Origin of the sequence: Bacillus sp. OV166 (assembly GCF_900177675.1) — a bacterium.
In the GTDB taxonomy this organism is placed as follows: domain Bacteria; phylum Bacillota; class Bacilli; order Bacillales; family Cytobacillaceae; genus Neobacillus.
On sequence record NZ_FXWM01000001.1, the window covers coordinates 728,979 to 754,377 of the forward strand.

Genomic DNA, 25,399 nt, shown 5'->3' on the forward strand with positions numbered 1-25,399 from the left:
GAACTAATTATGAGCTATTCTGTATTAGTTGTAGATGATGAAGTGAAATTATGTAGGAATATAAGCTTGTGGCTTAAAAGTGAAGGCTTTATCACTCATCAAGCCCATACAGGACAAGATGCCATCGATTTGCTTAAGAGGGAGCCGATCGATGTTATGATTCTGGATTATATGTTATCAGATATGACTGGACTAGATGTGTTAAAGAAGGTAAAAGAAGAGTCTTCAAACATATCGGTTATTATGTTGACTGCTTACGGGAATGTGGAGAGCGCTGTAAACTCTATGAAATTAGGGGCTGCAGACTATCTGAATAAACCAGTTGAATTGGCTATTTTAAAGGAGATTGTCGCAAAGATTTGCGAAAACAAGCGAGTAAAACAAGAAAATCAGTTGTTAAAATATCAAGCTAGACAAAACTGTTCACAGGAAGAACTGATTTATGAAAATAAGAAAATGAAATCTATCTTCGATTTCCTTGAAAAAGTAGTAGACACTGATGCAAGTATACTGCTTCTTGGTGAGAGTGGTGTGGGAAAAACAGCAATGGCGAAGTGGATTCATAAGAGAGGCAAAAGAAGTGAGAAGCCGTTTGTATCCATCAATTGTGCTGCAATACCTGAGAATCTGTTAGAAAGTGAATTATTTGGCTATAAAAAAGGAGCATTTACAGGTGCAACCGAAACAAGAGTGGGTAAATTTGAATCGGCAGATAAGGGTACGATATTTCTAGATGAAATTGGAGAAATCTCTTTATCGATGCAAGCTAAGCTTCTCCATGTTATTGAGGAGAAAAGCTTTATGAGACTGGGGAGTAATACTTACCGTAAAGTTGATGTACGGATTATTTCAGCCACCAATAAGGATATCAAACAGTTAGTTAATGAAGGGAAGTTTCGCAAAGATCTATATTATCGATTAAACTTAGTCGAGGTTGAAATCCCCCCTTTACGAGAACGAAAGGAAGATATTCCGATTATCATTAAACAATCTATTGAATCGTTAAATTCGAAATATACTAAAGATGTAAGTATTTCCGAAGATATGATCCAATTACTTTCCTCTTATGAATGGCCTGGGAACATCCGTGAGATGTTGAATGTCATAGAACGGTTACATATATTGAAAATGAATGGAAAAATTGAAGAATCGGACTTAAACCGAGAGTTATTTTATTTCAGTGAAAACCTAGATCAAAAAGATGACCCCCTGTTTAGCCTGTCAGAGGTCAATTTAAAAAAAGCTTTAGAAAATGTGGAAGAGCAATTAATTAAGAAAGCGTTGGAAGCAACGAAAGGAAACCGTTCTAAGGCTGCGGATATGCTTGGAATCGCTAGGCATACACTTGTTTATAAAATCAAGAAAATACAAATGGGGACAGAGAAGTGAGGGCAGGTATCTCTATGAGCAGAACGGTTATATTCCTGGTCCTTTTCCAGTTCATTTTTATTCTGGCTTCATGTGAAAAGGAGGAGAAAGAAATAACACGTAGTTCACCGGAATCCTCAGCCAAGCCAGAAATAACCATTGGTTCTAAATCTCCAACCGAGCAGCGGCTGCTTATGAAAATGACATCTTTACTATTAAGTGAAAATGGATTTTCTGTCAATGAGATTAGCTTTAGAGGAAGCTTAAACATTCGTGCTGCCCTCGAAGAAGGAATCATCGATCAATATTGGGAGTACCCTAATACGGCAAGGGTGTTTTATCATCATCAGCCACCGATATATGATTCAAAATTAGCTCTTCAAAGTGCTTCTAAAGAGGATGAAAAAAAGGGTGTGAAATGGCTTAAAAGTCTAGACCTAAATAGTACGTGGGCAATTCTTATAAAAAGTGAACTGGCAAAGCAAAACAGAATAAAGACGATTAGTGATTTCGTCCAATATGCTAACAAACACGATATTAAATTGGCCACTAATGAGGAATTTTTGGTTCGAAAAGATGGTTTGGAACATGTACAACAAATCTATCATTTTGCAATTAATAAAAAAAATATTATTTCCGTCGAGTCTATGCTCCTGCCCCAAGCGGTAAAGGACTCCAGAGTAGATGCTGCCGTAGGGGTCGCATCGGATAGCTATATAAAAGAATACAATTTAACTATATTGGAGGATGATAAGCATGTTTTTCCCCCATATAATCCTACGCCGGTGGTAGATGAAGAAACATTAGAACGTTATCCGAAAATATCAAAGCTGCTCAATCGCCTAGTTGAAAAGATAAATGAGAAGAATATTATGGAAATGATAGATCAAGTCGAAATGGAACATAAAGATGTTTCTGTTGTAGCACAGGAATTTTTGATTGACACTGGATTGATTAAGAGTAAATAAGAAGGAATTGAAAAGAAAGAGCATCTTTTAGATGTTCTTTTTTTTGAGGCTTTTTAAGAAACTGTACAAAAATTCTCTACCAAATTAGAGAATTTTTGTACAGTTTCGCCCTGAAAAGATTAGCAAAACTGCTAATATTCAACCTTTTTATCCCGCTATTACGGTTGGCATGGTTCTTGCAATATTACTTAGTAAAACAAATCATCAAAAGAGGGGGTATAGATATGATCCGTTTTGAAAATGTAAACAAGGTGTATGGGGATGTACAAACGCTATACAATCTTAACTTTGAGGTTCAAAAAGGAGAGTTAGTAGCTCTTATTGGACCAAGTGGATGTGGGAAAACAACTACGTTGCGGATGATTAATCGCCTTATTGATCCTAATTCTGGAAAGATATTGATTGATGGTCAGGATATTTCTAAAACAGACCCGGTCGAACTACGGCGAAATATTGGCTATGTCATTCAACAAGTTGGTTTGTTGCCACACATGACCATTGGAAAAAATATCGGATTAGTTCCAAAATTAAAGGGACAGAAGTTAGAGGAATACTCCAATAGGATTGACGAATTGCTGCGCATGGTTGGATTGGAACCTAAGATTTTTCGGAATCGGTACCCATTCGAATTAAGTGGTGGACAGCAACAACGTGTAGGGGTAATAAGGGCATTGGCTGCAGAGCCTCCTATTATTTTAATGGATGAACCATTCAGTGCATTGGATCCAATTTCTCGTGAACAACTACAAGAAGAACTAGTTCGGTTGCAGAAGGAGATCAATAAAACAATCGTTTTTGTAACTCATGATATTGATGAGGCGTTAAAGATTTCTGATCGAATTGTCATCATGAACGAAGGAAGAATTATTCAATACGATACTCCAACAGCAATCATTGAAAAGCCAGCCAATTCTTTTGTTAAAGGGTTTATTGGAGAAAAGCGATTAAATGCAGGAATGTCACTTTTTGCAAAATTGTAATTCTGCTAGTTTTGCAAAGCTTGGCCGGCCGATTTGTTTTTAACAAAGAGACAGGGTTTGTTCGTAATGAGAGCGCTTTAAATCGCGATTAAAGGAGGTATTCATGTGACTCAACAATCAAATTTATTTACTAGTTTATTAGAAATCTATACGGATCGCTGGGATATGATTTTAGTGAGTTTAGGGCAACACATCTACATCTCACTCCTCTCGATCATCATTGCCTTATTCATCTCTATTCCTTTGGGAATTTACCTCAGTAGAAATAAGAAATTGGCTGATAGCATCATAGGGTTTGCAGGTGTATTTCAAACGATACCTAGTATTGCCCTATTCGGTTTTCTAATGCCGTTTGTAGGGATTGGAGTGAAACCTACAGTGATAGCCTTGGTTCTCTATGCATTAGCCCCCATCATCCGAAATGTATATACGGGAATTGTGGAAGTGAATCAATCTGTCGTCGATGCAGGTCGTGGCATGGGGATGACTAGCTGGCAAATTTTATGGATTATTGAGATCCCACTTGCTCTTCCGGTTATTATGGCCGGAATCCGAACTGCAACTGTATGGACCATTGGTATTACTACGATTGCGGCATTTATTGGAGCTGGAGGATTAGGGGAAATCATATTCCGTGGTGTAGCTTTGATGCGTCCTGAATTAGTGTTAGCGGGAGCTATTCCGGCAGCATTTTTAGCAATCCTAACAGAATTCTTATTAAAGAAACTGGAAAGAAAAGTTACTCCTTTTAACCAGAAGAGCCATACGAAGAAAGTGAAACAGAATGATTCCAATAAAAAAGACAAAGTTGCATAAACAAAAATTATATAAAAGGAGAATATAAGATGAAGAAAATTTGGTTGATAAGTATTTCAATATTTATCGTGCTTTTAGCTGCATGCTCGAGTAACTCATCACAAACCTCTGGTGGTTCAAAAGAAAAACTCGATTTAGTGGTAGCAAGCAAAAACTTCACAGAGCAGTATCTGCTTGCCCAAATTATGGGTCAACTACTTCAGAATAAAACGGATCACAACATTACCATTAAAGAAGGAGGCTTTGCAACCTCCGCTATACTAAATCAAGGCTTAAAAGATGGGGATTTACAAGTAGCAGCTGATTATACAGGAACAGGGTATATGAATGTACTGAAAAACACATTACAACCAAATGATACGCCTGAATCAGTTTATGAGAAGACGAAAAAAGGGTATGAAAAAGAATTAGGACTTACATGGCTTAAGCCTTTCGGATTCAACAATACGTTTACTTTAGTTATGAAAGAAGATATGGCAAAAAAGCTTAACATCAAAACATACTCAGATTTGGTCCCCCATGCAGATAAACTTGTTATTGGGATGGACCCAGCCTTCTATGATCGTGTAGACGGATATAAACCATTAGCAAAAGTGTACGGATTTGAGTTTAAAGATCATAAAGAAATGGATATCGCATTAGGCTTTTCCGCAGTTGCTGAAGGAAATATTGATGTTTATGTAACGTATATTACAGCTGGAAATATACCTGCCCTTCATTTAGTTCCTTTAAAAGATGATAAGGGATATTTCCCTCCGTATTTTGCTGCTCCAATTGTTTCGAAAGATCTTGTGAAGAAACACCCAGAAATAGCTGACTTCCTAAACCAACTTTCAGGGAAGCTTGATGATAAAACGATGGCGGAATTAAATGCCAAAGTAGATGAGGATAAGAAAAATACGGCTGATGTAGCCAAGGAATTCCTAGAAAAAACAGGTTTGATTAACAAATAAATTAAGGTGAGGAGCACATAAAAATGAAGATTACTTCCATTGAAATTAAACAGTATTTAAAACCACTGGAGCCGCCATTCAAAGCGGCATGGGACCCTCAGCCAAGGAAGAACTTTGCTTCAACTGTCGTTTACGTTCATACAGATGAAGGCATCACAGGAGTTGGCTCGGGCGATTTGTTAATGGGATTAGAAGGTCATGAGAATTTATTTATTGGGCATGATCCGTTTGCTATTGAACGACATGCACAGGTTATAGACAATATCAACTTCCATTATGGCCGCTGCTGGCCACTTGATTTAGCCCTTTGGGATTTAATGGGGAAAGCGACAGGGCAGCCTGTGTATAAATTACTAGGTGGCAAATCGAATAAAATTCTTGCTTACGCATCAACTGGTGAAATCGTAACTCCTGAAGAACGAGCTGAGCGTGCACTACGATTTGTGGATCAAGGATTTAAGGCGATGAAAATTCGTTTTCATCACGAAGATGTAAAGGATGATATAAAAGTCGTTGAAGCTGTAAGAAAAGCCGTTGGCGATAAACTTGAGATTATGGTCGATGCTAACCAGGGATGGAAGATGCCATGGGACGTTGAATGTACATGGGATTTGAAAATGGCGTTTCAAGTAGCGAAAGAGCTGGAACAGTTAAATGTTTTCTGGCTTGAGGAGCCCCTCCCATCACACCAATTTGAATTAATGGCAAAATTGCGTGACATGGCTGGAATCCGCATTGCAGGTGGAGAAATGAATCGTAACTGGTACGATTTTAGAGAAATGAATAAAGTGAATGCTCTTGACGTATACCAACCAGATGTTGCCCTGTCAGGGGGAATTACACAAGTGAAGAAAATTGCTGAGCTTGTACAGGGAAGCGGCGCATGGTTTAGTCCGCATACCTGGTCAAACGGAATCGGGTTACTTGCAAACCTGCATCTTGCAGCAGCCGTTAGTCATTGTCCGTACTTGGAGTTCCCGTATGACCCGCCGGCATGGTCCACCGACCGTCGTGACTATATCCAAAAAGAACACTTAATGATCGATTCTGAAGGTTATTTAGTTGCTCCTGAAAAACCTGGGCTAGGTATTGAATTAGATGAAGAGGCATTGAAAAAATATGAAATTAATCATTTTTATGTTGGTGAAAGTTCGACCGTCATCGTTTAATAGGTGAATAATCTAGAAACAAGGAATCTTCCAGTGAATACAGGTAAAATCTGAATTTGCGGGGAGATTCTTATCCTATAACAGAAAATATCGGGTGGAAAATATGTTATTGACAATATGCACAATCTTTTTACTGCAGATTTGTTATGTCTCGTTAATAACCATTCGCATGATCCTGACAGTAAAGGGCTACCGATATGTTGCTGCGGTTGTAAGTTGTATCGATATAATGATTTATGTGATTGGACTTAAGCTTGTCCTTGATAACCTGGATAAACCCATAAACCTTTTAGTTTATTGTTTAAGTTATGGAATCGGTATCCTTATAGGAATAAAAATCGAAGAATGGCTGGCACTTGGATTCGTCACTGTTCAGGTTACTACAAATGGAAATAATGCAGATATGGCTGCAGGGCTTCGTCAAAAAGGCTACGGTGTAACAGGCTGGCTGGCTGAGGGGTTGGAAGGTGAGAGGTTCATACTTACTATTATAATCGCCAGAAAGCTGCAATCCCGGTTATATCAAGATATATTATTAGCAGACCCGCAAGCTTTTATTGTCAGTTACGAACCAAAGTACTTCAGGGGTGGTTTTTTAAAAAGCAACCGCTACAGGATAAGCTGAATTCTTGTCTACTCTTAGAATACGAGAATTATAAACATGAAAAGAAGCCAGGCTTTTGAGCTTGGCTTCTTTTTATCTCTTGATTCATTTCGTTAATAAACCTTTTACTTAACGAAAGATCTTTTATTTCTTATTTTTAGTATGACTTGCTTCACTAAGCGATAGTGACTTCGTTTCTGGAGCCCAGGCGTAGGATACGACAGCTCCGATAACAAGTACGACGGTGATTAAAAGCATAGTAGATTGTACCCCTATATTGGCAATCCCTATTGGAAGTAAGAATGTACCAATCGCCGAACCAAATCGACTTACAGCCGTAGCAAGTCCAACTCCAGAAGAACGAATTTCGGTCGGGAAACTTTCAGCAGGAAACACACCAACTAGATTACTAACAGCAGACATAATCAAAGTAAAGACCGCAAAAGAAAGAATCATCGGTACTTTGGCACCGCTAGGTAAAAAGCTGAGAAGAGCGAGTGTAATGATCAATACGATAAAAGAATTGATCAAAAATCCCCTTCGAGAAAATTTAATCGTGAACCAAATGCCAAGAAGTGCACCAACAATAAGAAGTCCATTTAATAGTAAATCTGTTCCAAACCCTTCGCTTAATCCGATTGCTTTCAAAATATCAGGCAGGAACGTGTAAATAGCGAAATAAGGGATAACGAGACAAACAAAGAATATACAATTGAATGCAGTGCGTTTTCTTAATTCCTTACTAAATAATGTGGCAAAACTGTTTTTTACTTGCTTTGGTGCTTCATCATCAAGAACGATATTTGGACCGACATGTTTTTGGACAATGGCAAGTGCCTCTTCTTTTCGACCTTTATTAATGAGCCATCTAGGTGACTCAGGTGTACCCATTCGCGCGAATAATATAATGACAGCTGGAATAGCTGATGAGGCTAACATCCATCGCCAAGCATCAGGAGAAGAATCAGTGAATAATATTCCAATCAAGTTTGCTGCTACATAACCAAACGTCCAGATGACGCTAAATGACCCTAATAATACTCCGCGATGTTTACGAGGCGAAAATTCAGCCAGCATCGTATGCCCAACGCTGTAATCGCCGCCAAGCCCAATGCCAAGCAAAATTCTGCATAAGGCAAGTTCTAAAGGGCTGGTAACAAAAAACTGTAAAACAGATGCAGCCGTTATGACGATAAAACTGAATACAAAGATCTTCTGCCTGCCTACATAATCAGATACCCATCCTAAAACGAGGCTGCCTAGGAAAAGACCAATGAGAGCAGAGCTTCCAATGAGCCCGACCCAGAAAGGGGATAAGTGCATTTGCGGTGTCAGCAATGAAAGGGCAAATCCGATAATACCTAAAATATATCCGTCAGTGAAATGAGCACCGAATGTCAGACCCGCAATTTTGATATGAAATTTGTTTAAGGGAGCGTCATCTAACTTAATTGTATTTCTATTATTGGTACTTACCATCTTTAAATTTTCCAAAGTAAAACCTCCTCCATAATTTGTTCCGCCTTAAGGATACTTATAGCCTAATCTACATGTATGAAACTGCTTATAGAGGAAAGCGATTTCATTTTGGGTGAAACAAGGATTGTTCTTATTGTGAACTTATTGTCCATTATGTGAATGTTATTTAATTATTATCTATTATTTTAGTTATTGTCAAACCATTTTTTTAATTTGTTGTAGAATCGATTACACACAAAAAAAGAGGATAGCATCGTAAAATGTTATCCTCTTTTTTTTTATCCAAATGTTTTTTTAGATTAGTCTAACTGTTCTTCGATCTTTTTTGCTGCTTCCAGCATTCGATTACGTAATGCCAAAGTGGCTTCCTCTGGCAGGCGGAAACTTGGGCCGCCGACCGTAACAAATGCGACTAAATTCTTCTTCTTATCGAAGATAGGAGCTGAAATCGCATTTTCACTTTCATCTAGTTCGCCAATCGCTGTTCCCACCTTTTGAACACGGATATTAAGCAGTTCCTTACGCAGTTCTTCGGGATCTGTAATTGTATACTTGGAATACGATTTAAGCGGCTGCTCTAAAAAAATATCCAACTCCTTCTCGGACAGCAAGCTTAACCATATTTTTCCGTTAGATGTGCAATGTAAAGGTGAAATCGTATTGGAATAGTCTCTTAATCTTACACTATGATCGGTGTCTATTTGATCAATCGTAAGTGTTCCGTCATACTTCGGAACACTAAGCAGGACAGTTTCACCGATTTCACCTTTTAGTTCTTCCAATGTCCGGTAGGCCCTTCGTTTGAGTGACCCGTATGGATCACCAGTTTGCGTACTCAAAATATGAATGGCATATCCGAGTTGATACCCCTTTGATACAGGGTCTTTTTCAACAAATCCTTGATTTTCGAGACTTCCGATCAAACGCCAAGCTGTGGTACGGTTCAAATCCGCTTGTTTGGCCAGATCGCCCACCGAAATGGGTGTCGCACTTTCCCCAATCAGCTTTAGGAGCATCAACGCACGGTCAACGGCTTGTACAGAAGAACTATCTTTATTTATCGATTGTTTTGATGTGATTTGATTATTATTTTCCATGTTTTTATTATATCGTAATCAAATCATTAAATGTCAATTCACCCTTTCCGAAAAAATTTTGAAAATTGTATTGATTCCTATTTTTTTCGGTCGTATAATAACTGTAAGTTCTTTATGTGAACATTACGTTCGTAATGTGAACAAATTAATGATCGCAATCTTCATGGAATAGAGGCTATGGAGATGATGATGCATTTTGCTTTTATAAGTATGGTAGGAGGGATTTCAATTAGCCAGGAAAACCAGGTTGGAACACGGACAGAAGTAGACAACTTCGGTAAAATTACGATTCCTCAATTTGCTTTATACGGAATTCAAACCGTTCGAACGGTACAAAATCTTTCCTTTTCGGGCCAGCCATTAAAAAATTATCCCGAATATATCATGGCTTTAGCGCTGGTGAAAAAAGCGGCAGCGCTGGCGAATCTTGAAGCCAATGTTTTCGATGACTCTATTGGAAACGCTATTTTAAATGCTTGTGGTCAATTAATACAAGGGAATTACCAGGACCAGTTCATTGTCGATATTCTGCATGGCGGCGGTGGTATCGGTACAAATATGAATGTAAATGAAGTGTTAGCAAATTTAGCTAATCAAACTTTAGGAGGTTCTCTAGGCACCTACATGTCAGTTCATCCCGTAGACCATGTAAATGCTTCTCAATCGACTTCGGATGTATGCCATACAGCTATTCGTCTCGCGATTGTCCGTTGTTTTGATCAATTAGATCAAGAGTTGATAAAAATGGCTAACATCCTTGAGAAAAAATCTCAAGAGTTTATGGGCATAACGACAATCTCCAGAACGTGTTTACAGGATGCAATGAGAGTACAGCTTGGAGAAGTCTTCAGTGGATATGCAGCTTTACTGAAAAGGCGCCACCGTTCATTAAAGGAAGCAGTCCTGTCATTACTTAACGTTAACCTAGGCGGGACCGTTATTGGAAACGGCGTTGGAGCACCTGAAAAATATAGAGCGGTAATCATGGAGAAGCTCCGTGAAGTATCGCAAATGAATGTGACCTTACGTAACAATTTATTTGATGCTGCACAAAACATCGATGACTTAGCACATGTGTCAAAGGAAATCAGCTTATTAGCAACATCACTCATCAAAGTGGCGAAGGATTTAAGATTGCTTTCATCCGGACCCGAAGCAGGATTTTCTGAAATTACTTTGCCATCTGTTCAGGCTGGTTCTTCCTTTTTTCCAGGAAAAGTGAATCCAGTTATCCCTGAAACCATGATACAAAGCTGTTTTCAAGTCCTCGGGTGTGACCGCGCTGTTCAAGCAGCACTAGAACATGGTGAGCTTGACTTAAATGTCTTTGAAGGTTTAGCAGGTGCCAATATCTTAAACGGATTACATATGCTGGCGAACTCTGCTCATTCCTTTACAGAAAGATGCCTTAAGGATATCACGCCGAATGAAGAAAGATGTGAATCACTCTCAAATACCTTGATTCCGGTTGTCGTGGAATTGAAGGAGCGAATGGGGTATTCGGCCGTTTCAAAATTAATGAAAGAACATGATCGTGAATCTATCAAAAACTTACTAGAATAATGGAGGTATGGATCGTGACCTTAGAAACCAAGCATTTTGAGGGCATTGAACAGCCCAAATTACAGTGGGCCCATGAATGGCTTAAAACTACGAAAAATCTCTATATCAATGGCGAATGGGTAGACAGTTCTGGAGATAAAGTAATCGATTCTATCAATCCAGCGAATGGAGGAGCTATCGGGAATTTCCATTGTGCGGAAGAGCAAGATGTAGATGCGGCCATCCAAGCAGCAAGGATTGCTTTCACACAGGGTCCATGGAAAGAGATGAGCCGCAAGGATAGAGGAAAGGCTTTACGGAAAATTAGCGCACTTATCCATGAACATCATGCGGAGCTTGCCACATTAGAGGCTCTTGATAACGGAAAATTATATAAAGAAGCGTACAACGATGATGTGCAAGAAGCAGCAGACTTATTCGAATATTACGCAGGCTGGACAGATAAATATTACGGCGAAAACAATCCAGTAGAAGGCAATTTCTTAAGTGTCACAACAAGGGACCCTATCGGTGTATGCGGGCAAATTGTGCCATTTAACTTCCCGATTCAAATGGCTGTTTTAAAACTAGCACCTGCCTTAGCGATGGGGAACACGGTCATCTTAAAGCCAGCTGATAAAACTTCTTTTTCCGCGATTCGATTATTCGAAATCATTGACGAAGCTGGAGTATTACCAAAGGGTGTTATTAACCTGGTCTTAGGTGATGGTACGGTTGGTTCTTATATTAGCCGTCATATGGACATTGATAAACTATCATTCACAGGCAGTACACATGTCGGAAAACAATTAATCCGAGACTCAGCTGATAGCAATTTAAAACCAGTCACATTAGAACTGGGCGGTAAGTCGCCGAACATTATTTTTAGTGATTTCCCAAATTTAGATGCCGCTATTGAGCGTTCTTTTTACGGATTATTTACCCATAAGGGTGAAAAATGTTCAGCACCGACCCGGTTATTTGCGCAACGTGAAATCTATGATGAAGTGGTCGAGAAAATAGCGGAGTACGCGAAAAATTATAAGTGCGGTGATCCGTTTGATCCTGCCAGTGATCAAGGGGCGCAGGTATCCAAGCAGCATATGGAATCCATATTAAATTACATTGAGAGCGGTAAAAATCAAGGTGCACGTATCGTCGCCGGTGGAAAACGGGACACAACGGGTGACAATGCGAAAGGCTATTTTGTCGAACCGACGATTTTTGCCGATGTGGATAATAACATGAAAATTGCACAGGAAGAGATTTTTGGGCCTGTTCTATCCATCATTCCATTCGATACAGAAGAAGAAGTAATCAAGATGGCCAACGATACGATTTATGGTCTTGGAGCAGGGCTGTGGACCGGAGATACTTCCCGTGCTCATCGTGTAGCCAATCAGCTTGAAGCGGGCATGGTCTTCGTCAATCGATATGGATGCTATGATTTTGCCAGTCCATTTGGAGGATTAAAGCAAAGCGGCTGGGGCAAAGAGTATGCGATTCATTCATTACAAGCATTTACAAAATCAAAAGCCATTTGGTTTGCATATTAAAAATTCACCAGAAAGAGGGAAAAGACAATGAAAATGAACGCAGCAGTAATGACTGAAATCGGCGAACCTTTATCCATTCAACAAGTGGAACTTAGTGAACCAAAAGCGAATGAAGTTCTAGTGAAAATTAAAGCAACGGGTGTGTGCCACAGTGATTTAAACTCTTTAAATGATCCGACTACGCCGACACCAACGATTCTTGGACATGAGGGAGCGGGAATTGTTGAAGCCGTTGGGGCTAATGTCACCAACGTCAAAGTAGGCGATAAAGTAGCTTTAAGCTGGGTTCCATATTGCGGGACATGTGAGTTTTGTGTGACCGGGGAAGTTCACTTATGCGAATCTGCATTTGGTCCAATGTTTGAAGGAACGCTGTTAGATGGTACTACCAGATTGAGCCAAAATGGAGAAAGAGTCTATCACAATTCTTTATTATCCACTTTTGCAGAGTATTCAGTTGTTCCGGAAATGTCATGTATAAAGCTGCCGGATGAAATGCCTTTGGCACAAGCTTCCTTGATTGGATGCGGCGTTGCAACAGGCTATGGGGCAGCAGTGAATGCGGCAGGTGTGACACCTGGCTCTACCGTCGCGATCTTCGGCATTGGCGGAGTGGGCGTAAATGCGATTCAAGGAGCGCGTATTGCTGGTGCTTCTAAAATTATTGCTTGTGACGTAAAACCTGCTAATTTGGACATTGCCAAACAGTTTGGCGCAACCCATACAATCAATTCCTCTGAAGTTGATGTAGAAGCAGCACTAAAAGAACTGACAAATGGCGTTGGAGTTCATTTTGCAATCGATTGTTCAGGTCATACCGTTGCGACAGAAAGTGCATGGAAGAGTACTAGAAAAGGTGGAACTGTCGTTGTGGTTGGAGCGTTCAATCCTGAAAAAACGTTAAATATTCCAGCGGGAGGATTCCATCGAGTCGGAAAAGTATTGAAAGGAAGCTTTTACGGTAATGCAAAACCATTCCGTGACTTCCCAATCATTGCTCAAATGTATTTAGATGGAAAATTCAAATTGGATGATCTCGTGTTGGATCGGATTGCATTAGAAAATATTAATCAAGCATTTGATTCTTTCCATGACTGCAATTGTGTAAATGTAGGAAGAGCAGTTATCGAATTTAACAATTAATTATTATAAAAAGCCACTCAAATGGAGGGTGTTAAAATTGAGGATTGTCAATTTAAACACCCTTTTTTTGGTGTAGCTATTACAGAAATTTTCAAAAGAGAAGTTCATGCAAGAGCGAAGTCAATTTTATTTGTTGCTCAGTTAATAGGGTCGGCTCTCACTTTATACTTTACTGGTTTAAAAGCAGATACTTGGGGCTGGCGCGTTATGTTTTATAATATCGGAGGCGTTGGTCTTGTTGTAACTCTATTATTAACTAAATATTACAAACCGCCAAAAGTGATACAAACAGTACAAGATTGTAATAACATTCCCAAAATACTAATGAAGGGGATTTTAATGTAAAATCAAAAGACATTATGGTAACCATAACATTATTTTATTGATATTCAGCACTATACTAATATGCACCAGTCCAAAAAAATTTGATAGTATGGAGAGCAACTATTATGGAATTAAGACATCTGAAAACTTTCAAATTCGCAGCAGAGTACTTAAATTTTACAAAGGCTGCGCAAAAGTTAAACTTTACTCAACCTGCTGTAACTGTACAAATTCAGACGCTCGAACAAGAATTGAATCAGGAGCTATTTATACGGATTGGAAAGAAGAACTTTTTGACACCTGCAGGTGAAATCCTTAAAACATATACGGATCAGCTTTTTTCCATAGTAGAGGAGATTGAATCATCATTCACCGAATTTTCAAATTCGTATGGCAATGTAACGATTGCAGCTGGTGAAAGCTATTGTGCGAATTATTTTCCTTATGTCATATCTGAGTACCTGAAGCTATATCCCCATGTACAGATTAAGTTGATTTCCTGCAAAAGGGATGAAATTATAAAAGGGATAGAATCAAACAAATACGATATAGGGATTATTTCGGGCGAGCTAAGTAAAAATGGAATGACAAACATCGTGATTGCAGAGGACGACATGGTTCTAGTGGTTTCTAAAGATTTATATGCTAGATACCCGGAAGACCAATTACTGACGAAATTTCCTTTAATTAAATATCAAGCTGACGGATATTTTGAAACGATGATGAGTAAATATTTGAGGCAAACGAATCTCTCATCACAAAACGTAATAGAATTTGGAAGTTTAGATGGTATCAAAAAGGCCGTATTGAATAAAATCGGGGTAGGGTTGGGAATCAGTGCTGCATAAAAAAAGAAATTAGCAATGGTGATTTAGTCCCGATCCTAGTTACTGAGAACAAGGTAAAAGTAAAAACCTCTATCATTACGTTGAAGGAAAAAGAAAACGTAGTAACAATTCAATCTTTTATTAATGTAATCCAAAAAATTTGGAATAGCATTTCTACTATGGAGTAACAAAGCCGAACGATATTCTTTTAGTAGTGATATTACACCGTTATTAGTGGGGAGGTAACGTTATGACAGGTGGAACAGGTTCTGGTGCAATAACTTTAGAGCAATTGCAATGAATCTCTAACTCTTGGACATACTGATAATATTACTCTAAAAAAGAGGCATGGTCAGGGTTGTAAATTCAGAATTTTAAGAAAAGTAAGGTTGATCCTATTGTTGATCCTATTAAGCAAGATCTTCCAACAGATGTTGATAGAGAAATCACAACTTCTGTTGAGAGTATTCCTTATTTTAAGATTGAAAAGTTACATAAGGAAAGCATTACCGGAGAAGGCGTAAAAGTAGCTGTTCTTGATACTGGGATTGACTATAATCACCCTGATTTAAAGGATGCATACAAAGGTGGTTAGGGCCGCTAATTTCGGCAGTCACATCAAGATAGAATTCTTACTGGAGAGTTATTCGAATGGAGAGGTAAAGGGATGGCTACTTTATTAAAACAGGTAACAAAAGAGATAGAGGAATAGAGAAATGAATTATTTGATATTAATAAGTGGTATGGATTTCTTCATTCCAAAACCATTCAATGTAGTCAAGAGTTAGACAATTTATTAAATCAGTTATTCAAAATAAGGCATGATGGGGTGTGGTATTAAGCCATCCTATATACAAAATTTATCAATTGCAAAGGCTTCTTTTGATGTTTTCTTACAAATTGAAGTAACTTTATTTCGTATTATTTAGCGATTAGACGTAAACTCAACATCATCTCATATAACGAATTAATTGCGGTTCTATAAATATTCATTCACTCTAAAAAAGAATTTTCTAAAGCTAACAAGTAAAAGATAAAAATAATAAAAACAGGTTTGAAAGGGGTGTGAATATGCCTGAACAATATGAAGTAATTCTTAGGTCAATCACTTCCTTTGGTCTTTTACTTATCGGTGCGCGGATATTAGGCAAACAAACTATCTCAAAAATGACCATGTTTGATTTTATTGCTTCCATTACAATGGGAGCAATTGCAGCAAACTTAGCCTTTAATACTTCTATAACATTTCATCTTACTCTCCTTTCATTTAGCATATTTGTTGCTGTGGTATTCTTGACTGCGGTTATTTCGCTAAAAAGTAAACGAGGTAGAAAATTTTTTGCAGGAGATCCAACGATCGTTTTACAAAATGGAAAAATATTAGAAAATAACATGAGGAAGATGCGCTATACTTTAGATTATTTAAACCAACAATTAAGAGAAAAAGATATATTTAATATTGAAGAGGTTCTATATGCAATTATAGAGACAAATGGAACATTAACCGTATTAAAGAAACCACAATATCGGTACGTTACAAGACAAGATTTAATGATTCCGGAAATGCAAGAACAAAGGCTAGCTATTGAACTAATAATGGATGGAGAAGTGATGGAGCAAAATCTAAAACAAAATAATCTTTCACATAAATGGTTGCAATTAGAATTAGATAAACGTAAATTAAGCAAAAAAGAGGTAGTTTATGCTGTTCTGGCTGCTAATGGTAATATTTATGTTGATACATACAAGGACCATATTATTTCACCCATTGATAAAGAATAGGCATCAAGCCAGTTTACTTGTTATTTCACATAATATACTTATCCACACAAAGAAGTGACAGGCACCACAAAAGGACATTTGTCCATACGTGGTGCCTGTCACTTTTTTACCTTAGGTGTTGTTTTCCTCAAGAAGAAGTCATTTTTGGAGAAAAATACCAAAAAAGGGAAATGTGGTAGATCGGCGAATAGTGACTGAAACTGTTCGCATTCTTCCCGGTATCGACTGCCAATAATAGCTATGTTGATTTCAAAAAGTACGACAGGTTTGATACTCCTTATCTCTATGCAGAAAAGTTGATCGTGGTAACCGATGAGGAAGGTAAGCTGGAGATTATTACTCCGGATTAGGTGGATAATTTTTGTTTTCCAAAGAAAGAGGCGGCAGGGATATGGTTCCTGCCGCCTTAGCATATGTTCTGTACCGTTAATGAGAATGCAAACTACTTTCTTCTATCCAATAAGCTTCCCGTATATTGATCTGCTTACGAATTTTCCGGGTGACATCAATAGTGATTTCACCTTCTTCGTACAAGTTCTGAATTTCATCTCTTTCTGCTTGAAATGCTTTCACTCGTAATTCTCTTTGTAATTGTGTGTAGTGAGTAGAATCTGCGCCTTTTTTGGCTAGTTTTAATTTCATGATCAATTCGCTATATTCTCCGATAATGACTAAATAAATATTGGCATTTTCAGAAGTCATTTGATTCTTCAAATACTGAATAGCTGCTTTCGCCATGTTTACTTTTAGTCGGATGATCTTTTTTATTTGTGCTTGGCGATGTTTAAGCCGTTCTTTGTTATTTGGCAGAAAAAGATGAACAACCTGGTACAAACTTCTTTTAACCAAGGTCCAAATAAATAACCTACGGTAGTGGATTCGGTTTGTAACCGCGAGCCTCATCCGATGGATATGTTCTTCAGACATATAAGTCATTTCACGGTCAATTTGTCCCTCTTTTTTCAATTTTTCGATGTAGTTGGCTTCGGCATCAAGGGCCTTCATCCGAATTTCATTTTCTACTAATTTTAGTCGCTCGGAGTTTTCATCACTTAGATTAGTAAGGCGATTCCGAATTTGAGTGTATGCTGAAATAACGGAGACAGCTGCTCCACGATTTTCATCATTCATCAATTCTCGAATCGAACGAATCGCGGAGTCAATTGTCCGGAGCATAGCAACCTGTTCCATTTCCTCCTTAAGTTTATCCGTATTTCCTTTATCCGGCTTGGCGAGAATCGGCAAGAAAATGCTCGCTGCTACTAGTGTTACAAGTATCACCCCGGCAGCAATAAAGATAAATAACGAGCGCTGAGGAAAGGGACTTCCATCCGCCAGTACATAGGGAATCGTAAATGCACCGGCTAGTGTAACAGCCCCTCGTACACCTGAAATCGTAATGATGCCAATCGCTCTCATCGAAGGCATTTGGATTTGCTTTTTCAGCCAGCCCCAATGCCAGGCAGCCCCGATCCACAAGAAGCGAAGGACGAAAAGTGAAACAGAAATGATGAAAATATACTTACTCACTTCCCAATTATTAAACAATGGGTCTTGAAAAATTTCACTAATGACACTTGGTATTTGTAAGCCCAACAGCACAAATACCAATCCGTTTAGAATATAGATAAGTACGGTCCAGGTACTTTGAGAAACCACTTGCAATTGCATTGCAGGGGATTGGTCACGATCGCGATAGATGGTATGAACAATGCCTGCGGCTACGACAGATAAAATGCCAGAGAGATGGAAGTGCTCAACCAGGTAAAAAATCACAAAAGGGGTGAGGAGTTGGATGAGCATGTGAATCGTTACATCCTCCATTCCCAGCCGTCGAATAAAGATTTTCAATTGGATAATAAGGACGGCAAGAATGGCACCACCTACTAAACCTCCAATGGAAATAACTAAAAAGCTCCAGCTTGCCTCAGCCAATGAAAAAACGCCCGTCACAGTGGCGGCTACGGCAAATTTAAACGCTACTAAACCGGAGGCATCATTCATGAGTCCTTCTCCTTCAAGGACATGCATAATTGTTTGCGGTATCTTTACCCTGCTTGAAATGGCACTCACTGCAACGACATCAGTAGGAGAAAGGATGGCCGCTAACGCAAAAGCAGCAGGCAATGGAATCGACGGGATGAGCCAATAGATTAAGTATCCAATTGCGAATACGGTGACAAACACAAGCCCAAGAGCTAGCAATAGGATTGGTTTTCGTAATTTCCATAATGCGTGTCGTGAAACATTTTTTCCATCATGAAAAAGCAGGGGAGCGATAAATAGAACGAAGAACAATTCCGGCTCCATCGGGATATGAATTCCTATTGGGAGTGCCGCAAGTAAAACCCCTAGTGCAATTTGAACCAGCGGCACTGGTATGTATGGCATAAAATGATGGATGAAACTAGATAAGCCGATAACAGCGAGTAATAAAAGTGTAAGTAGAAAAAATTCCATTTCATGTCTCCTCTCCTAAGTATTTTGTGTAACAAAGATATTTTTCAACACTTTAAAGAGAGTAATTTCACTTTTTTTAAAAAAATAAGCGAACAGTGAATGGCACTGTCCGCCAAAATTGGTTCGGTAGTAAGGACAGGAAGCGTATGGTGCCCGAGAAGGTGGAAAAAACGTTTCAGCGGTAATCATAGGAAGCGTATGGTGCCCGAGAAGGTGAAAAAAACGGTTTGGCGGTAACCATAGGAAGCGTATAGTGCTCGAGAAGGTGGAAAAAACGGTTTGGCGGTAACCATAGGAAGCGTATGGTGCCCGAGAAGGTGAAAAAAACGGTTTGGCGGTAACCATAGGAAGCGTATAGTGCCCGATAAGGTGAAAAAAACGGTTTGGCGGTAATCGTAGGAAGTGTATAGAGCCCGAGAAGGTGAAAAAACGGTTTGGCGGTAATCATAGGAAGCGTATAGAGCCCGAGACAGTGGAAAAAAGGTTCAGCGGTAATCATAGGAAGCGTATAGTGCTCTTGAAGAGGGAAAAAACAGTTTGGTGGTAACTAGAGGAATTGACTGATGTCCGTGAAGAGGTAAATTCAGTAGACAAAAAAGAACCGGGCTGTGCCCGGTTTTTATTCTTAAACTTCCACCTGGGCAACTTTCACTGTCCAGTTAAATGGATCTTCTTTTTTTCCAAGTTGGATTCCGGTCATTTCATCATAGAGGCGCTGAGAGAGTTCACCAATTTGATGGTCATTTATTGTAATCGCTTGGTCATTCCAAGTTAATTCGCCAACAGGGGAGATAACAGCAGCTGTTCCTGCACCAAAAACTTCTTCAAGCTCACCGCGCGCATGTGCTGCAAAAACCTCTTCAATTGAAATTTTCTCTTCGCGTACAGGAATATTCCAATATTTTAGTAATTCAATAACCGAATCACGGGTAACACCTGGTAAAATGCTTCCGTTTAATCTTGGTGTTACCACTTCGCCATTGATCTTGAAGAAGATATTCATGCTGCCAACTTCTTCGACATATTTCTTCTCTTTTGCATCAAGCCAGAGGATTTGAGCAAATCCATTTTCATCGGCTTTTTCCTGTGCCTTAAGACTAGCCGCATAATTTCCAGCAGTTTTCACATGGCCCACTCCGCCAATAACCGCCCGAACATACTGTTCTTCCACATAAATCTTCACAGGACTTAATTGGTCACCATAATATGCACCCGATGGAGAGAGAATGACTAGCAATTTATATTGTTTCGCAGGACGAACACCAAGATAAGGTTCGGTTGAGAAAATAAACGGACGAATGTATAGAGAAGTCCCTTCTCCATCAGGAATCCAATCCTTTTCTGTTAAAATCAATTGTTTAATGGCATTCAATAAGAAATCCTCATCAATTTGGGGAATGCACAGTCTTTCGCATGAATCATTTAATCGCCTCATGTTTTTTTCAGGGCGGAAGAGCTGGATCGTTCCATCTGCTGCCTTATAGGCTTTCATCCCCTCAAAGATTGCTTGTCCATAGTGAAAAACCATCGCAGAAGGATCGAGTGTTAATGGCTCGTATGGAGTAATTCTCGGGTCATACCATCCGATTTCATGTTGATAATCCATAACAAACATATAATCGCTAAAATACTTACCAAAACCAAGTGAAGCAAAATCAGGCTTTTCTTTTAAAACTTCTCTTTGAACAAATCCAATTTCTTGTTTCATGGTTACACCTCTAGTCGATTCTCTACTTTACATTGTTGAAAAGTAGGCTATTTTGAACTTTTGAAAGCAAAGTTTTCCAAATGGGGAAGCCGAATTGAAATTAACTGTATTATCTAACTATACCACTTAAGTAGTACAAACTTCCATCCTCTAAGATTAAGATGAACAAAATCTTGGGTAATGGAACCTATTTAAAATGGGCACGACTAAAGGAAAAATGATTGTGGTAATATTTAACTAAATGTAAACTGGAGGAGAATTAACTACCCCCTACCGAGAGATGGAATTACTTGCTTGGTACGTTGCTCAAAAAAAGAAGAAAAAAATAGATCCTAAAAGTTGAAGGTTACGGAGGTCAAACATGTGGTTGATGTTTTTACAGAAATAATTATCGAACGCCCAGTTGTGCAGGTCTCAAAATATGCAGCCAATCCTGACAACGCCCCAGAATGGTATGTTAATATTCAATCAGCCGAATGGCAAACCGAAAAACCATTAACCTTGGGTTCAAGAGTGGCCTTTAAAGCACAATTCCTCGGGAGAGAACTTGCCTATATCTATGAAATTACAGAGTTTATTCCAGAAAAAAAGCTGGTTATGAAGACCGCACAGGGACCTTTTCCAATGGAAACGACCTATACTTGGGAAGCGTTAGAAGGCAATCAAACACGAATGACCTTAAGGAACAAAGGAAATCCAACCGGTTTTTCAAAAGTATTTGCACCGTTTATGGCTCCAATGATGAAGCGAGCAAACATGAAAGATTTAAAAAAGATTAAGGAGATCCTTGAATCACTAAAAAAGTGAATTAAAGGGTGGTAAAAAAGAAAAACGCCACAATAGGGCGTCTAAAAAATTCATAATTACTGTTCATTGTTTTCAGTGGTATTAGTAAATGCATTAGGGTCGACCGTGTTTGCTCCGTAATCTGGAACATTGCTCGCATGCTCTTTGTGATACTGTGACCCTGAACCTTGTTGATTAGGATTGGATTTCCCTTTTTGCTGGTCGTTTTGTTGATTTGGCATGATCTTCACCTCCTAAACACAAAGAGTAGTATATGTAGTATGGATGTAATTATTCAATGGAGAAACAACAATTTGAAACTTTCTCCTACTTTTTTCGTATACTTAGAACAAACCCTTAAAGGAGATGTGAAGGAATGTTCCTAGCAGAACTTCAGCCAGAGGAGAGGAAGGCGTTTCTTGAACTTGCTGCTCTGATTGCCAAAATTGATGGAAAAATATCTATATTTGAGAATTCCGTACTTATCAGGTACCAAAAGGAAATGGGACTTGAGGATTATAAAATAAAGGGTCTCGAAATTGGGGAAATCCTTAAAGTATTTAAGAATGAACGCTCAAAAAACATCGTCTTAACCGAACTCCTTCAACTCATCTATTCAGACGGAGTTTTTCATGATCAAGAAAGCGAAACCATCCAATTCATAAAGTCGTACTTTGGCTTCGATTCAAGTGAATATGGGAGTTTCAAGGATTGGATTGTTAAGATAAAGGAATTAACGGAATCTAAGAGGGAAATGAAATAAAAAACGTAAAATGGCTCAGGCTAAATTAAAATTATAAGTCTAGAAAAAGAAGGATGCCGGTTATGTAACCGCCTCCTTCTTTTTTTATAAATCCGAATCTTTTTAGAATTTTCCGATTTCCAAAAATTAATATTGACGGAGAATACCTAGCTGTTATATATTTTAACATATTGATGTTAGGAAATATGACACGAGGAGCTGATTCTTTGAAAAAGATTGAGGCAATCATTCGACCGGAGAGGCTCACAGATACGATTAAGGGTTTGAAAAAATTAGGAATTACGGGTTTTACTGTTTCACAGGTGGTTGGAAGAGGGAAACAAAAAGATACGCAAGGTGTGTATCGCGGAAAAAATTATCAAGTGACACTCCATCCAAAAGTAAAAATGGAGATTGTTCTTTCGGACTATTTGGTAGAGTCTACGATCCAGACCATCGTTCATTCTGCCCAGACCGGTGAAGATGGAGATGGCAAAATATATATTTATCCAATTCTGGAAGCTTATAATATTCGGACCGGGACAATTGACTATGATATTGATGATCTAGCGAATGATAAGGGGTGATCTTATGGAGCTAATGTATATAAATACTGTATGGGTTGTCCTTGCTGCAGCTATGGTTTTGTTTATGGAAGGTGGATTTAGTTTACTGGAAGCTGGATTTGTCCGAACGAAAAATGCGGTTAATGTTACAATGAAAATTTTTGTGGACTTAACGATTGGAGCTTTGGCGTTTTGGATTATCGGATTTGGGGTAATGTTTGGAAAAGATGCCTTTGGGTTCATTGGGACCAGCCTTCTTGGAAGTCCAGAGAAAATTGTACTTTCTCTTGAATTGCCAAGTGTTGCTTTTGTTCTTTTTCAAATGGGGTTTGCTGTGGCATGTGTCTCGATTATTTCGGGTGCAGTAGCAGAACGGATGAATTTTAAAGCCTATGTAGTCACTGCGGCGCTCATTTGTATGATTATCTATCCTCTTTCTGGACATTGGATTTGGAACAGCGAAGGATGGTTAGCAAAGTTAGGAATGAAGGATTTTGCGGGTTCAGCCGCAATTCATGCACTTGGTGGGTTTACTGCTTTGGCTATGGCAAAGCTATTGGGACCGAGAAAAGGAAGGTTTAATTCGGATGGCAGCGTTAATGTTTTTGCCCCAAGTAACATTCCTTTAGCATCAGCAGGAGCATTTATATTGTGGTTCGGTTGGTTTGCTTTTAATGCAGGAAGTACATTAGATGCTTCTAGCTCAGCGCTAGCGCCTATTGCTATTAATACAATGTTGGCTGGAGCAAGCGGTGGGTCGGCAGCTCTCTTTTTGACGATGCGAAAGTTCGGAAAAGCCGATCCGAGTATGACGATAAATGGTGTATTAGCTGGTTTGGTAGCAATAACGGCAGGCTGTGCTTATGTTTCTGAATGGAGCGCAATCCTGATTGGAGCTTTAAGTGGCTTGCTCGTTATTTATGCTACTCTGTTAGTCGATTATTTAAAGGTGGATGATCCTGTAGGCGCTGTGGCTGTTCATGGATTCGGCGGAGTGTTTGGAACGATTGCTGTTGGATTGTTTGATCGGTCCCAAGGCTTTTTAACGACTGGTGATTTCTCGCTTCTAAAGGTGCAGCTACTGGGTGCGGTGGTGGTCATTGTCTGGGGGTTAATTGCTGGAACTTTTATTGCGAAGGTATGCACAAAGACAGTTGGTTTCCGAGCAACAGAACGGGAAGAGGACGAGGGCTTAGATATGTCTTATCACGGTATTCCTGCTTACAATGAATTAGAGCGTTTTACCGATATCCCAACTAGCCTATTTAATTTTGAAGAGACAACAGGGATCACCGTTGCTTCTCCTACCATTAGGAAAGAGAAGGAAGTAATGTAGTTAGCTTGGAATCCCTTCACGGAGGGATCCTTATTTTATGCAAACGTTATTGTTTCGTTGACCTCCGAATCGTTCAGGTAAGATGCAACTAAGAAATAAATGCGTCCCCTTATATTAAAAGATGACCACGGTATTTGAACCGTGGTCATTTTTTATAAACTTTTATTTGATTGATGACGAGGAATTCGTTAAGCTGCGAAGCACTTTTTTGTATTGTTTTAAAGAGCTTACCTTGCCTATATAGCTATTCTTTCTTTTGAAATCAGAGGAAATAAACAGGATGGCAAGGGACGGGAAGAATTTTTTGGTACGAAAACGAAGGTCCTTCCAATAAACAAAGTAGCCGTTTTTTCTAACAGCAACAAAAGGATAAGCGAACGATGTACTGGCAAGAAAGTCTGACACGGACTCGTCATTTGTACTCTCAGAAACCAATACTGGAAAGTCATTATTTTTGGCAAGAGTATGTTCTATGTCGAGTGTATTATCTGAATAAACTCCAAATAAAAAGTCCTCCCTCGTCTCGATAAAAATATCCCATTTAAATAGGGTGATGCGCGGGATTAGTTTTATACGGTCAGCTCTAATAAAATGTTGCTGTAGGTGCCTTTTGGTTAATAATGCTGACAGAGTTCGAACAGCAAGGTATAAAAATATGAATACATAAATGATTAAAAAGATAATCCCTGCCTGGTAGAAAAAGAGTAATCCAAACCCTAGAAAATGGAGTGTTAAAATGTAAGGGTCCAATAATGGGATAGCGTCAAAGGCAATCCATTTTTGGGAAAAAGGCAGAAGGATTTGCGTTCCATGGACATTGAATAAATCAAAAAAGACATGAAGAATTACTGCTAAGAACGTCCATAAAAAGAGAGGAAGAAATTCTGAAACGGGGAAGAGTGGGTAAAGTAAGCCTGAAACCAGTAATCCCCATAAAGGAAGAGCTGGAAGGGAATGTGACAGGCCTCTGTGATTCCTGAAATAGCTACCTTTTCCTTTTAATCTGTAAATGATATCAAAATCAGGAGCAATTGAACCTATTACCACCCCTAACATGACCGCCTGTGATAGGGTCTGATTAGATGATACGGCAGGGTCGATTTGAGCAAGAGCACCAATGCCAAACCCTATAACAATATGCGAAAAAGTATCCACTCTATCACTCCTCTACTTTATTAATATATTGGGGAAAA

The 25,399-nt window shown here is 38.9% G+C and carries 22 protein-coding genes and 3 pseudogenes; 19 read left to right on the plus strand and 6 right to left on the minus strand.

All coding sequences use genetic code 11. The annotated features are described in order from the left end of the window. Window positions 1-9 precede the first annotated feature (9 nt). The 7 genes and pseudogenes from CCK98_RS03475 to CCK98_RS03505 all read left to right on the plus strand — a co-directional run bounded on the left by CCK98_RS03475 (window position 10) and on the right by CCK98_RS03505 (window position 6,879). Window positions 10-1,389, plus strand: a complete 1,380-nt coding sequence (locus CCK98_RS03475; protein WP_088085295.1) for a sigma-54 dependent transcriptional regulator — start codon at window positions 10-12, stop codon at window positions 1,387-1,389. A 14-nt stretch (window positions 1,390-1,403) separates the two neighbouring features. Beyond that, window positions 1,404-2,336 carry a glycine betaine ABC transporter substrate-binding protein gene (locus tag CCK98_RS03480; protein WP_142292118.1) on the plus strand — a complete coding sequence of 311 codons (933 nt, stop codon included), beginning with the start codon at window positions 1,404-1,406 and terminating at the stop codon, window positions 2,334-2,336. Window positions 2,337-2,560: 224 nt separating this feature from the next. Then, window positions 2,561-3,283 (plus strand): annotated as a pseudogene (locus tag CCK98_RS03485) (ABC transporter ATP-binding protein); the annotation flags it as partial. A 198-nt stretch (window positions 3,284-3,481) separates the two neighbouring features. Then, window positions 3,482-4,132 carry an ABC transporter permease gene (locus tag CCK98_RS03490; RefSeq protein WP_088090284.1) on the plus strand — a complete coding sequence of 217 codons (651 nt, stop codon included), beginning with the start codon at window positions 3,482-3,484 and terminating at the stop codon, window positions 4,130-4,132. Between the two features lie 29 nt (window positions 4,133-4,161). Further along, a complete protein-coding gene (locus tag CCK98_RS03495) occupies window positions 4,162-5,085 on the plus strand; it encodes a glycine betaine ABC transporter substrate-binding protein (protein ID WP_088085298.1) in 924 nt (307 codons plus the stop codon). Window positions 5,086-5,108: 23 nt separating this feature from the next. Beyond that, window positions 5,109-6,254, plus strand: coding sequence for a mandelate racemase/muconate lactonizing enzyme family protein (locus tag CCK98_RS03500; protein WP_088085299.1), 1,146 nt, complete (start codon window positions 5,109-5,111; stop codon window positions 6,252-6,254). Between the two features lie 103 nt (window positions 6,255-6,357). After that, on the plus strand, window positions 6,358-6,879 hold the full coding sequence (locus tag CCK98_RS03505) for a DUF2179 domain-containing protein (protein ID WP_088085300.1): 522 nt from the start codon (window positions 6,358-6,360) through the stop codon (window positions 6,877-6,879). Between the two features lie 123 nt (window positions 6,880-7,002). On the opposite strand, the gene CCK98_RS03510 is transcribed toward CCK98_RS03505, so the two are convergent. Next, window positions 7,003-8,352, minus strand: coding sequence for an MFS transporter (locus CCK98_RS03510; protein ID WP_256942245.1), 1,350 nt, complete (start codon window positions 8,350-8,352; stop codon window positions 7,003-7,005). Between the two features lie 284 nt (window positions 8,353-8,636). Beyond that, entirely contained in the window at window positions 8,637-9,434 is a 798-nt protein-coding gene (locus tag CCK98_RS03515; RefSeq protein WP_088085301.1) for an IclR family transcriptional regulator, read from the minus strand. Window positions 9,435-9,617: 183 nt separating this feature from the next. Between CCK98_RS03515 and CCK98_RS03520 the strand changes: the two genes are divergently transcribed. From CCK98_RS03520 to CCK98_RS03550, 8 genes and pseudogenes are all read left to right on the plus strand, one after another. After that, on the plus strand, window positions 9,618-10,997 hold the full coding sequence (locus CCK98_RS03520) for a lyase family protein (protein WP_256942246.1): 1,380 nt from the start codon (window positions 9,618-9,620) through the stop codon (window positions 10,995-10,997). A gap of 14 nt (window positions 10,998-11,011) precedes the next feature. After that, entirely contained in the window at window positions 11,012-12,532 is a 1,521-nt protein-coding gene (locus tag CCK98_RS03525) for an aldehyde dehydrogenase (protein ID WP_256942247.1), read from the plus strand. A gap of 27 nt (window positions 12,533-12,559) precedes the next feature. Beyond that, the gene (locus CCK98_RS03530; protein WP_088085302.1) at window positions 12,560-13,675 is read left to right on the plus strand and encodes a Zn-dependent alcohol dehydrogenase; all 1,116 of its coding nucleotides are present in this window, start codon (window positions 12,560-12,562) and stop codon (window positions 13,673-13,675) included. 21 nt (window positions 13,676-13,696) lie between these two features. Continuing rightward, a complete protein-coding gene (locus tag CCK98_RS03535) occupies window positions 13,697-14,020 on the plus strand; it encodes an MFS transporter (protein ID WP_088085303.1) in 324 nt (107 codons plus the stop codon). A gap of 104 nt (window positions 14,021-14,124) precedes the next feature. Further along, window positions 14,125-14,847: a LysR family transcriptional regulator gene (locus CCK98_RS03540; protein ID WP_256942248.1), complete on the plus strand. Its 723-nt coding sequence runs from the start codon at window positions 14,125-14,127 to the stop codon at window positions 14,845-14,847. Between the two features lie 463 nt (window positions 14,848-15,310). Then, window positions 15,311-15,418 (plus strand): annotated as a pseudogene (locus tag CCK98_RS36940) (S8 family serine peptidase); the annotation flags it as partial. Between the two features lie 132 nt (window positions 15,419-15,550). Beyond that, window positions 15,551-15,667, plus strand: a pseudogene (locus CCK98_RS36035) (Spo0E family sporulation regulatory protein-aspartic acid phosphatase); the annotation flags it as partial. Window positions 15,668-15,897: 230 nt separating this feature from the next. Then, entirely contained in the window at window positions 15,898-16,608 is a 711-nt protein-coding gene (locus tag CCK98_RS03550) for a DUF421 domain-containing protein (protein ID WP_088085304.1), read from the plus strand. Window positions 16,609-17,034: 426 nt separating this feature from the next. Here CCK98_RS03550 and CCK98_RS03555 read toward each other — a convergent pair whose 3' ends face one another. Next, window positions 17,035-19,068: a Na+/H+ antiporter gene (locus CCK98_RS03555; protein WP_088085305.1), complete on the minus strand. Its 2,034-nt coding sequence runs from the start codon at window positions 19,066-19,068 to the stop codon at window positions 17,035-17,037. A gap of 625 nt (window positions 19,069-19,693) precedes the next feature. Further along, entirely contained in the window at window positions 19,694-20,776 is a 1,083-nt protein-coding gene (locus tag CCK98_RS03560) for a branched-chain amino acid aminotransferase (protein WP_088085306.1), read from the minus strand. A gap of 363 nt (window positions 20,777-21,139) precedes the next feature. Here CCK98_RS03560 and CCK98_RS03565 point away from each other — a divergent pair, with 363 nt between their 5' ends. After that, the gene (locus CCK98_RS03565; protein ID WP_088085307.1) at window positions 21,140-21,583 is read left to right on the plus strand and encodes an SRPBCC family protein; all 444 of its coding nucleotides are present in this window, start codon (window positions 21,140-21,142) and stop codon (window positions 21,581-21,583) included. Between the two features lie 56 nt (window positions 21,584-21,639). On the opposite strand, the gene CCK98_RS35110 is transcribed toward CCK98_RS03565, so the two are convergent. Next, window positions 21,640-21,804 (minus strand): hypothetical protein, encoded by a 165-nt coding sequence (locus CCK98_RS35110; protein ID WP_179195699.1) that lies wholly within the window; start codon window positions 21,802-21,804, stop codon window positions 21,640-21,642. A 134-nt stretch (window positions 21,805-21,938) separates the two neighbouring features. Here CCK98_RS35110 and CCK98_RS03570 point away from each other — a divergent pair, with 134 nt between their 5' ends. The 3 genes from CCK98_RS03570 to CCK98_RS03580 all read left to right on the plus strand — a co-directional run bounded on the left by CCK98_RS03570 (window position 21,939) and on the right by CCK98_RS03580 (window position 24,206). Then, window positions 21,939-22,325: a hypothetical protein gene (locus tag CCK98_RS03570; protein ID WP_088085308.1), complete on the plus strand. Its 387-nt coding sequence runs from the start codon at window positions 21,939-21,941 to the stop codon at window positions 22,323-22,325. 206 nt (window positions 22,326-22,531) lie between these two features. Further along, on the plus strand, window positions 22,532-22,891 hold the full coding sequence (locus tag CCK98_RS03575) for a P-II family nitrogen regulator (protein ID WP_088085309.1): 360 nt from the start codon (window positions 22,532-22,534) through the stop codon (window positions 22,889-22,891). A gap of 4 nt (window positions 22,892-22,895) precedes the next feature. Beyond that, window positions 22,896-24,206: an ammonium transporter gene (locus tag CCK98_RS03580; protein WP_088085310.1), complete on the plus strand. Its 1,311-nt coding sequence runs from the start codon at window positions 22,896-22,898 to the stop codon at window positions 24,204-24,206. A gap of 162 nt (window positions 24,207-24,368) precedes the next feature. Here CCK98_RS03580 and CCK98_RS03585 read toward each other — a convergent pair whose 3' ends face one another. After that, a complete protein-coding gene (locus tag CCK98_RS03585) occupies window positions 24,369-25,361 on the minus strand; it encodes a metal-dependent hydrolase (RefSeq protein WP_088085311.1) in 993 nt (330 codons plus the stop codon). Window positions 25,362-25,399: the final 38 nt, after the last annotated feature.